Here is a 14,494-nt window from a genome sequence, read left to right as displayed (position 1 = left end):
AGAAGCCGAGCCGATGGGAGATGTGCCGCACCTGCTACTGGTCGATGACGAGCGCTCGATCCGCGAACCGCTGGCCCAATATCTGGTTCGCCAGGGCTTTCGCGTCACCCAGGTCGGCGATGCGGCCTCGGCGCGCACGCGGCTGGCCGCCTATGCGATCGACCTGGCAATCGTCGACATCATGATGCCGGGCGAGGACGGGCTGTCGCTCTGTCGCCATATCGCCGCGACCAGCGACGTGCCGGTCATCCTGCTGACCGCCAAGGCGGAGGAAACGGACCGGATCGTCGGGCTGGAGATGGGCGCGGACGATTATGTCGTGAAGCCCTTCTCGCCGCGCGAACTGGCGACGCGGGTCAAGGTGGTGCTGCGGCGATTGCGCGGCGGCGGGGCGCGCCATCATGCGCCGGACGGCGGCTCCTACGCCTTTGCCGGCTGGGTGCTGCGCGCGGGCGAACGGGCGCTGGTCGACCGCGACGGCGTCTCGGTCGCGCTGTCGAGCGGCGAGTTCAACCTGCTCCAGGCCCTGGTCGCGCGGCCGCGCCAGGTGCTGACCCGCGACCAGTTGCTCGACCTGACCCAGGGGCGCGAGGCCGCCGCCTTCGACCGGGCTATCGACAATCAGATCAGCCGGTTGCGCAAGAAGATCGAGGCCGATCCCAAGGCGCCCGAGATCATCAAGACGGTCTGGGGCGGCGGCTATACACTGGCGGCGGAGGTCACGCGGCTTTGACGCGGATGTGGCCGCGTCGCTTCGCCGGGCAGATGGCGCTGCTGATCGCGCTGGCGCTGTTCGTCGCGCAGGCGATCAATTTCGGCCTGGTGCTGCGCGACCGGGCGCAGTTCCGGCTGGAGCAGGCGACCCGGCCGGTGGCGGTGCGGATCGCTGATGCGCTCGATCGCGAGGTGCAGGGCAAGCGCGCGCTCGCCCCCGATCGCGGCCGGGTGCGCCGCGTGGCCGCCGATCCGATCGCCGCCAGCCCAGCGGAACACCATCCCGAGGTCGCGAGCGAGTTGCGCCGGCAGCTCGCCGAACTGGGCATCCGGGTCGGGCGGATCGATACCGGCTTGCGGGTCGGCGATCCCGAAATGCCGCGCGGCGGCCGGGCCGAGCGGTTCCGCGATCCGCCCAGCTTCGAGACGCTGCTGATCGCGGTCGAGCAGCCGGGCCGCGGCTGGCTGACCATCGTCGCGCCCTGGCCCCGGCCGGGGAAGCGCATCTTCTGGGCGCTCGTCAGCCAGACGCTGATCCTCTACATCGTCGTGCTGTTGCCGGTGCTGTGGGCGGTGCGGCGGATGCTGCGCCCCTTGCGCGACCTGACCCGCGCGGCCGAGCAGTTCCGGCCGGGTGCCGAGCCGGTGCCGCTGTCGGCGGAGGGGCCGGAGGATGTCGCGGGGCTGATCACCGCCTTCCAGCGGCTCAGCCTGCGCGTGTCGGCGATGCTGGATGAGAAGGACCGGATGCTGGGCGCGATCGGCCATGACCTGCGCACCCCGCTGGCGGCGCTGCGCGTGCGGATCGAGTCGGTCGAGGACGAGGTCGACCGCCAGCGCATGGCGGACACCATCGCCGAGATGAACCGGACGCTGGACGACATATTGTCGCTCGCCCGGCTCGGCCGCCCGTCCGAACCGCGCGTCGAGGTCGATCTGGGGGCGCTGGTCGATGCGGTGGTGGAGGATTTCCGCGATCTGGGCGCGCCGGTCGACTATATCGAGGGAGAGCGGATCACGCTGAAGCTGCGGCCGTCGCTGATGCGCCGGGCCGTGCGCAACCTGATCGAGAATGCGGTGAAATACGGCGTGTCGGCGACGGTGCGGATCGCCCATCTCGGCCCGCAGGTCGCCATCCTGGTTGAGGATCACGGGCCGGGCATCCCGGAGGACCGGCTGGACGATGTGTTCGATGCCTTCACCCGGCTGGAGCATTCGCGCAACCGCGACACGGGCGGCATCGGCCTGGGACTGGCGCTGGCCCGCGCCATCGTCAACGAGGCGGGCGGCGAGGTGACGCTCGCCAACCGGCCGCGCGGCGGGCTGGTCGCGACCATCACCCTGCCGCGCTGACGCCCTCCCCTTCGCGCACGCGCAGCATCGACAGCGCCGCCAGCAGCATCACCGCGGCGGCGAAGGCCATGGTCCAGATCGGCTCGGTCGGGAAAAAATGGCGGACGATCGTGCCCATCACCGTCGCCACCAGCAATTGCGGCACGACGATGAAGATGTTGAACAGGCCCATATAGATGCCCAGCTTCCGCTGCGGCAGGCTGGACGCCAGGATGGCATAGGGCATGGCCAGGATCGACGCCCAGGCGATGCCGATCGCCACCTCCGCCAGCAGCAGCGTATAGGGATCGCGAAGCACGAAGAAGGACAGGAAGCCGATCGCCCCGATCACCAGCGCGCCGGCATGGGTCCGCACCTTGCCAAAGCGGCGCGCCATCGGCTGAAGCAGGAAGGCGGCGGTCAGCGCGGCGACAAGATTGTACATGGCGAACAGGATGCCGACCCAGTTGCCGCCGGCATTATAGGCCGCGCTCGCCGGGTCCGCCGAGCCGAAGGCATATTGGGCGACCACCGGCGTCGTGTAGATCCACATGATGAACAGCGCCGACCAGGTGAAGAACTGGGTCAGCGCCAGCCGCTTCATGATCGGCGGCATTCCCGCGAAATCGCCGACGATATGGGTCAGGACATTGTCGCTCCGCCCGCGCGCATGGAGCCACCCCGCCGCCAGCCGCGCGATACCGTAGAGCGCGACCAGCACGCCGAGCAGCGCCAGTTCCTTTTCCAGCCGGAGCAGCAGCACGAACAGGGCGATCCCTGCGCCCGCGCCGATCCAGGCCAGGCCGCCCAGGGTCGAGGCGGGCGGCACCGGCGGTGGATCATGCGGTTCGACGGCCAGCCCGTCGAACGCCGCCAGTTCGGCCGGACTGTATTCGCGCGTCGTCACCACGGTCCAGGTCACGGCCGCGAACAGCACCGCGCCGCCGAGATAGAAGGAATAGCGCACCGTATCCGGCACGCCGCCGCCGCTCGCCACATTGGCGATGCCGATCCGGTCGAGCAGGAACGGCGTGGCCGATCCGATCACCGCGCCCGCGCCGATGAACGCGGTCTGGAGCGCATAGCCGGCGGTATGCTGGTCCTTGCGCAGCATGTCGCCGACGAAGGCGCGGAACGGCTCCATCGCGATGTTGAGCGAGGCGTCGAGCATCCACAGCAGCATCGCCGCCGCCAGCAGGCCCGGCGCATTGGGCATCCCGACCAGCGCCAGCGTCGCCAGCACCGCGCCCGCGAAGAAATAGGGCCGCCGCCGCCCGAACCGTCCCCAGGTCCGGTCGGAGAAATAGCCGATCACCGGCTGCACCAGCAGCCCGGTCAGCGGCGCGGCGATCCACAGGATGGCGAGGTCGTCCAGCCGCTCGCCCAGCGACTGGAAGATGCGGCTCATATTGGCGTTCTGGAGCGCGAAGCCGATCTGGATGCCGAAAAAGCCGAAGGAGATGTTCCACAAACCGGCGAAACCCTGGCGGGGCTTGTCCTTCATCCGCAATCCTCTCTCGCCCGCATGTCGTTGTTTCCGGGCCTGTCGCGGGTCAGACCGAGGAGCGACGTACCACCAAACGGGTGGGCAGGACCACGCTTTGCGTCGGCTCGCCGCGAATGCGCGCCAGCAGCGTGTCGATCAGGCGACGCCCCGCCGCGCCGGCATCCTGCACCACCGTCGTCAGCGGCGGATTGGCGAGGCTGGCGGCGGGGATATCGTCGAAGCCGACGATGGCGACATCCTCCGGCACGCGCAGCCCGACATTGACGAAGACCCGCATCGCCGCCAGCGCGATCAGGTCGCTGGCCGCGACGATCGCGTCGAACGGATCGCCCCGGTCGAGCAGATCCTCCGCCGCGCGCGTCCCCGCCTCCTCGGTCGAGATCGCCGGCACCTGCAGTCGCGGATCGATCGGCAGGCCCGCCGCCTCCAGCGCCGCGACATAGCCCAGATAGCGGTCGTGGAACTCGGGGTAGTGATCGGTGGCGTCGCCCAGGAAGGCGATACGGCGGCGGCCCTGCGCGACCAGATGCTCGGCCGCCGACCGCCCGCCCGCGACATTGTCGCACCCGATCGTCAGCCCCGGCTGCCCCGCCTGGACATGGCCCCAGCGGACGAAATGCGTGCCGCGCTCGACCATGTCGACCAGCCGCTGACGATAGTCGGCATAATCGCCATAGCCGAGCAGGATCAGCCCGTCCGCGCGGTGGCTCTGCTCGTAATCGGCCTGCCAGTCGGACGAGGGCTGCTGGAAGGAGACGAGCAGGTCGTAGCCGGCCTCGGCGCAACTGCTCATCATCGATCCCAGCATCGCCAGGAAGAAAGGGTTGATCAGCGTGTCGTCGGGACTGGGATCGCGGAACAGCAGCAGCGCCAGCGTCCGCGACTGGCCCGAGCGCAGGCCGGAGGCGGCGCGGTCGACCGTATAGTTGAGCTGCTTGGCGATCGCCTCGATCCGCTGGCGCGTCGCCGGGCTGACGGTCGGGCTGCCACGCAGCGCGCGCGACACGGTCGGCTGCGACACGCCGGCGAGATGGGCGATATCGAACGAAGTCGCCTTGCGCTGCCCCGCCACGTGCCTTCACTCTCCCGCATCGGCCACGCCACCATGGCGGATGCCCGGAAACGACAAACTCCAATCACGCGCCAGCGTCAACGGCGGTGGTGCGGCCAGGATCATTGTCACCGAAAAGTCACAATCGATTTGTTCACGATTTGAATACGTATGTCGATCGATTGGCGAAGCGAGCAATTGATTTCATTACGGAAACAGAAATCCGGCCCACGGCGCGTCAGACGCAAACGGGGCTTTTTGGGGAGAGATTCATGTACGGTTCGAACCGTGCGTCGACCGTGTCGGCGCGCACCATCCTGAAGCTTTCGGTGAGCGGCGCGGCGCTGGGCGCAGGCCTGTTGCTGATCGGCACCACCGGCGCGATGGCGCAGACCAGCCTGCCCGACGCGGCGCAGGTGTCCGCCGGCAGCAAGGTGCCCGATCCCGCCGCCAGCTCCTCCACCGCCGCCAATCCCAATGAGGCCGGCAGCGCCGAGGATCGCAAGGCCGCCAACGCCGCCCAGACCGGCGACATCACCCCCGCGACCAACGAGACGGTCGCCCAGGCCGCCGGCGCCGCCGCGACGGACGCGGGCGCCTCGCCCGAACAGGCCGACATCGTCGTCACCGGTTTCCGCCGCAGCCTGGAAAATGCCGTCGCCGAGAAGAAGAACCGCGACCAGATCGTCGAGTCCGTCTCGGCCGAGGATATCGGCAAGCTGCCCGACGCGTCGATCGCGGAATCGATCGCGCGCCTGCCCGGCCTGACCTCGCAGCGCATCCAGGGCCGCTCCAACTCGATCTCGATCCGCGGCTTCGCGCCCGATTTCTCGACCACCCTGCTCAACGGCCGCGAGCAGACCTCGACCGGCGACAATCGCGCGGTGGAATATGACCAGTATCCGGCCGAGGTCGTGAACCAGGTCGTCGTCTACAAGACCGGCACCGCCTCGGTGATCGGCCAGGGCCTGTCGGGCACGGTCGATCTGCGCACCATCCGCCCGCTGGAATTCGGCCGGCGCGTCATCTCGATCGGTGCGCGCGGCGTCGATGCGGACATCGGCAAGCTCAACGCCGACTCCAAGCAATATGGCTACCGCGTCAACGGCACCTATGTGGACCAGTTCCTCGACAAGCGCCTGGGTGTCGCGCTGGCCGCCAGCTATACCGACGAGCCGTACCAGACGCAGGAGTTCAACGCCTGGGGCTATGGCACCGCCGGCCCCAGCAACGCCGCGCTGATCGGCGGATCGAAGTCGTACATCACGTCCAACACGCTGCGCCGCCTGGGCCTGACCGGCACGGTGGAATTCCGCCCGGTCGAGAATTTCACCACGACCATCGACGGCTTCTATTCCGACTTCCAGGATCACGCGATCAAGCGCGGCATCGAACTGCCGCTCGGCTTCGACGGGCAGAACGGTCTGGGTGTCACCGATCCGGCGAACACCGGCGCGCGCTTCAACCCCGCGACCGGCCAGATCGCCAACGGCACCTATGTGTCGGGCACCTTCACCAATGTGCAGGGCGTGATCCGCAACAATCGCGAGGATCGCGACGCCAAGCTCTACGCCTTTGGCTGGAACAACCAGTATAAGGGCGATGACGGCTGGAACGCGACCTTCGACCTCAGCTATTCCAAGACCAAGCGCAACGAGACGATCTTCGAGACCTATTCCGGGACCGGCTATGGCCGCGCACTGGGCGCGACCGACACGATCGGCTTCGTCTCCTCGACCAAGGGCACGGTGTTCAGCCCGACGCTCAACTATTCCGACCCCAACCTGATCCAGCTCACCGACCCACTCGGCTGGGGCGGATCGAACGTGCAGGCCGGCTACTTCAACGACCGCGCCGTGTCCGACCGCATCTGGCAGTACCGCGCCGAGGTGGAGAAGGAGATCGAGGACAGCTTCTTCTCCAGCGTCCAGGCGGGCGTGAACTACACCAACCACGACAAGTCGCTGACCCCGAACGAGGCCTTGGTCCAGCTCGCCAGCGGCAATGTGATCGAGCCGGTGCCCAGCCAGTATCTGAAGACGCCCAGTGACCAGACCTATCTGGGGCTGGGGCCGGTGATCAGCTACAATCCCTATGACCTGCTGAACGGCGGCGTCTATCGGCTGGTGTCGAACAACGCGAACAACGACGTCCGCGCCAAGGCCTATTCGATCAGCGAAGACCTGATGACGATGTACCTGCAGACCAATATCCGGCAGGATATCGGCAGCGCTCAGCTGACCGGCAATATCGGCGTGCAGGCGGTGAATACCTCGCAGCATACCAGCGGCTATTATATCGATCCGACCAATACCGGCATCGTGCCGATCCGGCAGGGCGCGGACTATTGGGACGTGATGCCGTCGCTCAACCTGTCGCTGCGCACCGCCAACGACTTCGTCATCCGCGCCGCGCTGGCGCGGCAGGTGATGCGCCCGCGCATGGACTCGATGCGCCTCGGCCTGTCCTACGGCGTCGACCAGACCCGCGGGATCATCGCGGGCAGCAGCGGCAACCCCTTCCTCCGCCCGTTCCGCGCCAATGCCGCCGACCTGACGTTCGAGAAGTATTTCGGCAACAAGGGCTATTTGGCGGCGCAGTTCTTCTACAAGAAGCTGATCAACTATGTCGTCGACCGCAATCTCCAGGACCAGGTCTATGACTATACCGGCCTGCCGCTGAGCGCGAGCGGCGGGTTCCAGACCACCAATCCCAACGCCCCCAACTATGTCTCGCCGATCGGCGTCATCACCCAGCCCTATAACGTCAAGGGTGGGCAGCTCTACGGCGTCGAGCTGGCGGGCACGCTGCCGCTGGGCGAGGTGGTGGGCTTCCTGGACGGGTTCGGCGTGACCGGCGGCGGCTCCTATACCAAGTCGGAGATCGTGGCCTATCCAGGCGCGACCGCCGCCGACCTGCCCGGCTATTCGCGCTGGGTGGCGAACGGCACCGCCTATTTCGAGAAATGGGGCTTCTCGGCGCGCGGCTCGGTCCGCTACCGGTCGAGCTTCATCGGCGAGGTGTCGGGCCTGGCCGCCAACCGGGTCAACCGCAATGCGCGCGGCGAGCTGATCGTCGATGGCCAGATCGGCTACGATTTCAGCAACGGCTTCCTCCAGGGCCTGTCCGTCTATCTCCAGGGGCAGAACCTGACCAACACGCCGTTCGTGACCCAGAATCCGGGCCAGGACCTGCAGATCATCGACTATCAGCGCTATGGCCGCCGCTATCTCGCTGGCTTCACGATGAAGTTCTGATCCATGGCGACCGCCCGAAAGCCCCCTCGGGCGGTCACTGGACGGGACAGGCCATGACCGCCGCCGCCATCCGCAGCGTCGTCATCGTCGGTGGCGGCAGCGCCGGCTGGATGGCGGCGGCGGCGCTCGCGCGCTTCCTGCCGCCGGGCACCGCCATTCGCCTGGTCGAGTCCGATGCGATCGGCACGGTCGGCGTCGGCGAGGCGACGATCCCGCAGCTTCGCCTGTTCAACCAGTCGCTGGGAATCGACGAAGCCGATTTCGTCCGCGCGACCGGCGGCAGTTTCAAGCTGGGCATCCGCTTCGACGGCTGGACCGGGCCGGACAGCCGCTATATCCACGCCTTCGGCACGATCGGTCGCGGCGCGGGGCTGTTGCCCTTCCACCATTATTGGCTGGCGCATCGCCAAGCCGGCGGCACCACCGAGCTGTGGGACTGTTCGGCCAGCGCGCGGGCGGCACGGGCGGACCGGTTCGCGCCCGACCCCGGCCGACCGGACCTGCCGAGCGGCCTTGCCTGGGCCTATCATTTCGACGCGGGCCTCTATGCCGCCTATCTGCGCCGCTATGCCGAGGCGCGTGGCGTGGCGCGCATCGAGGGGCGCGTTATCGGCGTCGACCGCGACGGCGACACCGGCCGGATCGCCGCCGTCCGGCTGGAGGGCGAGCGCCGGGTCGAGGGCGACCTGTTCGTCGACTGCTCCGGCTTTCGCGGCCTGTTGATCGAGGAGACGCTGGCGAGCGGCTTTGACGACTGGTCCGCGCACCTGCCCTGCGACCGCGCGCTGGCGGTGCCGACTGGGCGGACCACGCCGCTCCATCCCTTCACCTGCGCCACCGCGCGTGCGGCGGGTTGGCAATGGCGCATCCCGCTCCAGCATCGCACCGGCAACGGGCTGGTCTATGCTTCCAGCCACCTGTCCGACGATGCGGCGGCGGAGCTGCTGCTCGGGCATCTGGACGGTCCGCCGCTGGCCGACCCCCGGCCCTTGCGCTTCACCACCGGTCGCCGCCGCCGGCCCTGGATCGGCAATTGCGTCAGCCTGGGGCTGGCCGCCGGTTTCATGGAGCCGCTCGAATCGACCAGCATCCATCTGGTCCAGTCGGGCATCGCGCGGTTGCTGGAATTCTGGCCCGACCGCCGTTTCGCCCCCGCCGGCATCGCCGCCTTCAACCGGCGCAGCGAGGCGGAGTGGGTGGCGATCCGCGATACGCTGATCCTCCATTACTATGCCAATGGACGCGACGAGCCTTTCTGGCGCGCGCGGCGCGCGGCACCGATCCCCGACAGCCTGGTCGAACGGATCGAGCTGTTCCGCGAGTCCGGCCACATCCTCCGTCAGGGCGACGAACTGTTCACCGAGGTCGGCTGGCTCCAGATCTTCATCGGCCAGGGCATCGTGCCGCAGGAGCACGCACCGCTGGTCGCCGCCCTGCCCCCGGCCGAACGCGAGGCGCTGGTAGCGATCGCCGCCCGCCATGCCGAAGCGGTCGCCGCCCGCCTGCCCGACCATGCCGAATTCGTCGCGCGCCATTGCGCCGCCCCGCCCCCCACCGAAAGCCGAACCGCATGAAGACCGCCCTGCTCGCCGCCGTCGCCACCCTTGCAAGCTGGGCCGTCCCCGCCGCCGCGCAGGACTATCGCCAGCGCCTGCCGCAGGATGAGGTCATCTATTTCGTCCTGCCCGACCGGTTCGACAATGGCGACACCGCCAATGATCGCGGCGGCCTGACCGGCGATCGGCTGGCCACCGGCTTCGATCCGAGCGCCAAGGGCTTCTATCATGGCGGCGACCTGAAGGGGCTGATCCGCCGGCTCGATTACATCCAGGGCCTGGGCGCGACCGCGCTCTGGGTCGGGCCGATCTTCAAGAACAAGCCGGTTCAGGGCGGCAAGGGCCAGGAGTCCGCCGGCTATCACGGCTATTGGATCACCGACTTCACCCGGGTCGATCCGCATTTCGGCACCGATGCGGATTTCCGCGCGCTGGTCGATGCGGCCCATGCGCGCGGGATGAAGGTCTATATGGACATCATCGCCAACCACACCGCCGATGTGATCCAGTACCGGGAATGCGGCGAGGGCAAGCCCTGCCCGTATCGCGACCGCGCCACCTACCCCTATCGACGCAAGGGCGGCATGGCAGGCAAGGCGATCAACCCCGGTTTCCTGGGCGACGATGTGCAGACGGCGGAGAACTTTGCGCGGCTGACCGACCCGACCTATGCCTATACCCCCTATGTCCCCGCCGCCGAGCGACAAATGAAGGTGCCGGCCTGGCTCAACGACCCGATCTACTATCACAATCGCGGCGATACGCTGTTCCGCAACGAAAGCTCGCAGACCGGCGACTTTTCCGGGCTGGACGATCTGATGACCGAGAACCCGCGCGTCATCGCCGGGATGATCGACATCTATGGCGGCTGGATCGACCGGTTCGGCATCGACGGCTTCCGCATCGACACCGCCAAGCATGTGAACCCGGAATTCTGGCGCAGCTTCGTGCCGGCGATGCAGGCCCGCGCCGCCGCGCGCGGCATTCCGAATTTCCACATCTTCGGCGAAGTGACGGCGGGGATGGAGCCGGGCTATCTGGCGCGCTGGACGAAGATCGCCGGCTATCCGGCGGTGCTCGACTTCGCCTTTCAGAATGCGGTGATGCAGGTGGTGGCGGAGAACAAGCCGACCAGCGTCATGGCCGACCTGTTTGAAGGCGACGTGCTCTATGCCAAGGGCGAGGCGACCGCCGATATCCTGCCGACCTTCCTCGGCAATCACGACCAGGGCCGCTTCGCCCGCTGGGTGCGGCTGGGCAATCCCAATGCCCCGGACGCGGAGGTACTGAAGCGCGTCGAACTGGCCCATGCCATGCTGCTGACGCTGCGCGGCGTGCCGACGCTCTATTCGGGCGACGAGCAGGGCTTCGCCGGCGACGGCAACGACCAGGACGCGCGCGAGGATCTCTTCGCCAGCCGCGTCGCCAGCTATAACGACAACCGCCTGGTCGGCACGACCCGCACCACGGCCCAGGACAATTTCCAGCCGGATCATCCCCTCTACCGGACGATCGCCAGCCTCGCGCGGCTGCGCACCGCCACGCCGGCATTGACCCGCGGCCGCCAGGTGACGCGCCAGCGCGGCGATGGTCCCGGCCTGTTCGCCGTCTCGCGCTTCGATTCCACGGACGGGCATGAGGTGGTGATCGCCTTCAACACCGCCGCCACGCCCATCACCCAGGCGGTGCAGGTGGAGGTGAAATCAGAGCGTTTCACGACGCTTGCCGGCCCCTGTCCAGCGACGGCCGCCGCGCCGGGCAGCCTGACCATGACACTGCCCGCCTTCGGCTATGCGGTGTGTTCGGCCTCCCCTTCCCGCTGAGGACCGAGCGGCTCCTCTCCCGCATGGAAGAGGAGCCGACGCATCACTTGGCGGAGAAGCCGCGCTTCTTCAGCAGCGCCTGGATGTCCGGATCGCGGCCCCGGAACGCGCGATAGGCCTCCGCCCGGTCGGTCTCGTTGCCGGTCGACAGCAGAACGCGCGCGAAGCGGTCCGCCGTCGCCTTGTCCCACGGACTGCCCGCCTCCTCGAACGCGGCGAAGGTGTCCGCGTCCATCGTCTCCGACCAGAGATAGCTGTAATAGCCCGCCGAATAGGCGTCGGACGAGAAGAGGTGATTGAACTGCGGCAGGCGGTGCCGCATCACCAATTGCGCCGGCATCCCGATCTCCTTCAGCGTCGTCGCCTCGAAGGCGGCGGGATCGACGATCCCGTCCGGTACCGTGTGCAGCTTCATGTCGACGATCGCCGAGGACAGATATTCGGTCGTGGCGAAGCCCTGGTTGAAGGTCTTCGACGCCTCGATCTTGTCGAGCAGCGCCTGCGGCATCGGCTGCTTGGTCTGGTAATGGCGGGCATATTTGTCGAGCACGTCGCGGGTCAGCAGCCAATGCTCGTTCACCTGGCTGGGATATTCCACGAAGTCGCGGGGCGTGCCGGCCAAGCCGGGATAATAGACATTCTGCAGCATCGCATGGATGGCATGGCCGAACTCGTGGAACAGCGTCTGCGCATCGTCCAGGCTGATCAGGATCGGCTCGCCGGGCGCGCCCTTGGCGAAATTGTTGTTGTTGGACGACAGGACCATCTGCGCCGGCGGCAGGCCGCGCTGCCCGCGATAGGTATTGGCCCAGGCGCCCGACCGCTTGCCGGTGCGGGCGAAATCGTCGCGGTAGAACAGGCCGACCTCCTGCCCGTTCCGGGTGACGTGCCAGACGCGCATGTTCGGCTCGAACACCGGCACCGTGCCGGTGATCTCCTTGAACTCCAGCCCATACAGCCGGTTGGCGGCGTAGAGTGAGCCCTGGATGATGTTGTTGAGCTCGAAATAGGGCTTCAACTGCGCCTGATCGAGGTCGTAGCGCGCCTTGCGCACCTTCTCCTGGTAGAAGCGATAGTCCCAAGGCTCGATGCGGATCTTCGCGCCTTCCTTGTCCGCGATCGCCTGCATGTCGCGGACCTCCTCGGCGACGCGCGCCTTGGCATAGGGCCAGACGCGCATCATCAGCGCCATGGCGGCGGCCGGCGTCTTGGCCATCGTGTCCTGCATCCGCCAGTCGGCATGGGTCTTGAAGCCGAGCAGATGCGCGCGGTTGGCGCGCAGCCGGACGATGCGCGCGATCGTCGCCTTTGTGTCGTTGACGTCGCCATTGTCGCCGCGCTTGACGAAGGCGCGCCACACCTGCTCGCGCAAGGCGCGGTCCTGTGCGAAGGTCAGCACCGGATCGACCGCCGAGCGGGTGTTGACGATCGCCCATCCCGCCTGCCCACGCTCCTGCGCCGCCGCCCGGGCCACCGCCTTGACGCTGTCGGGCAGGCCGGCGAGCCGTGCCTCGTCGGTGACGATCGTCGCCGTCCCCTCGTCGGCGAGCAGACGCTGCGAGAATTCGGAGAAGTTGATCGCGAGGTTCTGGTTGAAGGCGGACAATTCCGCCTTCTGCGCCGCGTTCAGCTTCGCGCCCTGGCGGACGAAGCTGTCATAGGTGCGGGTCACCAGCCGCTGCTGCTGGGCGGTCAGGCCGCTGGTCGCGCGCGCCTTCCAGATCGTCTCGATCCGGGCGAACAGCTTGGGATCGAAGGTGATCTCGTCGGACGCCGCGGCCAGCTTGGGCGACCATTCGCGGTCCAGCGCCTGATAGGCGGGCGTGTTCATATTGCCGGTCATCACGCCGAACAGCGTCATCACCCGGCCCAATCGCTGCCCGGCGAGCTGCATCGGCACGAAAGTGTTGGCGAAGGTCGGTGCCGCCGGATCGTCGGCGATGCGGCGATAATCGGCGCGGCGCTCGGCCAGCGCGGCAGTGAAGGCGGCGGGGAACAGCTCGGGCTTCACCTTGTCCCAGGGCGGCACCCCGCCATAGGGACCGGTCCAGTCGGCCAGCAGCGGATTGGCGGCGGCATTGGCGGTCGGCGCCGCCGGCCCCTGGGCCAGGGCGGAAGAGGCCAGCAGGGTGGCGGCACCGGCCACCGTCAGAAAGCTACGCATTATCGGTCTGATACTCCCGGATCACGGAAGCACCAGCATAGGCGAGGAACGGCGGGGCGAAAGCCTCTTATGCCGTTCTCGCCAGCGCCTCGGCCACCTTTTCCGGATGATTGCCATAGAGATAGCCGGGCTCGAACTCACCCAGCGCGCGCAGCCGGGGACGATCGAGGATGGTCACCATGCCGTCACGGAACAGCATCAGTTCCTGTTCGCGCAAGGATCGCAGCACGCGATTGACATGGACGTTGGTCAGCCCGCTCGCCTCCGCCAGGTCGGCCTGGATGAGCGGCAGGCTATAGGTGCCGCCGCTGCTCAGCCCGACCATGGCCAGCCGCTCCTCCAGCTCGCAGATCAGATGGGCGATGCGGCCGTCCGCGCCCAATCGGCCCAGGCGGAATATCCATTCGCGGTGCATCGCCGCGTCGAGCAGCGTCGAGAACCACAGCATCCGTTGCAGCTTTGGCCGGGGGGCGAGGATGTCCTCCAGCACGCCGTGTTTCCAGGCCGCGACCTTGGCAGGGCCGATCGTTGCGATGTCATGATCCAGCCGCCCCATTGGGAAGCCGTGCAGGTCGACAAAGTCGCCGGGAATGTGGATGGCGACCAGCTGCCGGTGCCCGGCGCGGTCGTCCATGTAGCGGCACAATATGCCCTCCAGCAGCAATGTGCTTTCCGCCACCGGTTCCCCGGCCCGGACGAGCGTACGCCGGGTCGGCAGGTCGCGAATGGCGCTGACCGAGCGTTCGAGCACCGCGATATCGTCGGGGTCCATCTGGTCGCGGCGTCGACCGAGAAGGAATTTCGCTGTGACCTGCCCGTCCACCAATATCCTCTCGCCTCCCCCGATCCGTCTTGGAAAACGGCGCGGGCATCGCTTCTGTTCCGCAAGGGTAACGACCGAGACGCCGGCCGTTCCAAGCCGGTTGATTTCACCCCCGCGCGCGCCTAATCCCAGCCATGTCCGGCACGGATCCCGTAGCTCAGCAGGATAGAGCGTCCGCCTCCTAAGCGGAAGGCCCCCGGTTCGAATCCGGGCGGGATCACCACCGGTTAAGTGACCGAGTCACGTCCTCGCCCCGCTCGGCGGAGA

9 protein-coding genes and 1 tRNA gene are annotated in these 14,494 nt (G+C 67.6%); 6 read left to right on the top strand and 4 right to left on the bottom strand.

Going from position 1 to position 14,494, the window contains the following annotated elements; all coding sequences use genetic code 11:
• The first annotated feature begins 13 nt into the window (after positions 1–13).
• Entirely contained in the window at positions 14–733 is a 720-nt protein-coding gene (locus QE452_RS04400; RefSeq protein WP_125994000.1) for a response regulator, read from the top strand.
• 5 nt (positions 734–738) lie between these two features.
• The gene (locus QE452_RS04395; RefSeq protein WP_309659942.1) at positions 739–2,067 is read left to right on the top strand and encodes a HAMP domain-containing sensor histidine kinase; all 1,329 of its coding nucleotides are present in this window, start codon (positions 739–741) and stop codon (positions 2,065–2,067) included.
• Here the strand turns inward: QE452_RS04395 and QE452_RS04390 are convergent.
• On the bottom strand, positions 2,051–3,550 hold the full coding sequence (locus QE452_RS04390; protein WP_309659861.1) for an MFS transporter: 1,500 nt from the start codon (positions 3,548–3,550) through the stop codon (positions 2,051–2,053). The genes QE452_RS04395 and QE452_RS04390 overlap by 17 nt on opposite strands.
• A gap of 49 nt (positions 3,551–3,599) precedes the next feature.
• On the bottom strand, positions 3,600–4,625 hold the full coding sequence (locus QE452_RS04385) for a LacI family DNA-binding transcriptional regulator (protein WP_309659862.1): 1,026 nt from the start codon (positions 4,623–4,625) through the stop codon (positions 3,600–3,602).
• A 251-nt stretch (positions 4,626–4,876) separates the two neighbouring features.
• Here QE452_RS04385 and QE452_RS04380 point away from each other — a divergent pair, with 251 nt between their 5' ends.
• From QE452_RS04380 to QE452_RS04370, 3 genes are read left to right on the top strand one after another with little or no spacing between them, the layout of a single operon-like run.
• Positions 4,877–7,861, top strand: coding sequence for a TonB-dependent receptor (locus tag QE452_RS04380; protein ID WP_309659863.1), 2,985 nt, complete (start codon positions 4,877–4,879; stop codon positions 7,859–7,861).
• A 53-nt stretch (positions 7,862–7,914) separates the two neighbouring features.
• Positions 7,915–9,435, top strand: coding sequence for a tryptophan 7-halogenase (locus tag QE452_RS04375; RefSeq protein ID WP_309659864.1), 1,521 nt, complete (start codon positions 7,915–7,917; stop codon positions 9,433–9,435).
• Positions 9,432–11,240 (top strand): alpha-amylase family glycosyl hydrolase, encoded by a 1,809-nt coding sequence (locus QE452_RS04370; RefSeq protein WP_309659865.1) that lies wholly within the window; start codon positions 9,432–9,434, stop codon positions 11,238–11,240. Before QE452_RS04375 ends, QE452_RS04370 begins: the two co-directional genes overlap by 4 nt.
• Positions 11,241–11,283: 43 nt before the next feature.
• Here QE452_RS04370 and QE452_RS04365 read toward each other — a convergent pair whose 3' ends face one another.
• Positions 11,284–13,404, bottom strand: a complete 2,121-nt coding sequence (locus QE452_RS04365) for a M3 family metallopeptidase (protein WP_309659866.1) — start codon at positions 13,402–13,404, stop codon at positions 11,284–11,286.
• A gap of 67 nt (positions 13,405–13,471) precedes the next feature.
• On the bottom strand, positions 13,472–14,176 hold the full coding sequence (locus QE452_RS04360; protein ID WP_309659943.1) for a Crp/Fnr family transcriptional regulator: 705 nt from the start codon (positions 14,174–14,176) through the stop codon (positions 13,472–13,474).
• A gap of 197 nt (positions 14,177–14,373) precedes the next feature.
• Here QE452_RS04360 and QE452_RS04355 point away from each other — a divergent pair.
• Positions 14,374–14,450 (top strand) — tRNA-Arg (locus tag QE452_RS04355).
• Positions 14,451–14,494 lie beyond the last annotated feature (44 nt).

This window comes from Sphingomonas sp. SORGH_AS_0438, assembly GCF_031453475.1.
Classification (GTDB): domain Bacteria; phylum Pseudomonadota; class Alphaproteobacteria; order Sphingomonadales; family Sphingomonadaceae; genus Sphingomonas.
The sequence above is the reverse complement of the archived record's forward strand: the minus strand, read 5'-3'. Positions and strand labels throughout refer to the sequence as shown.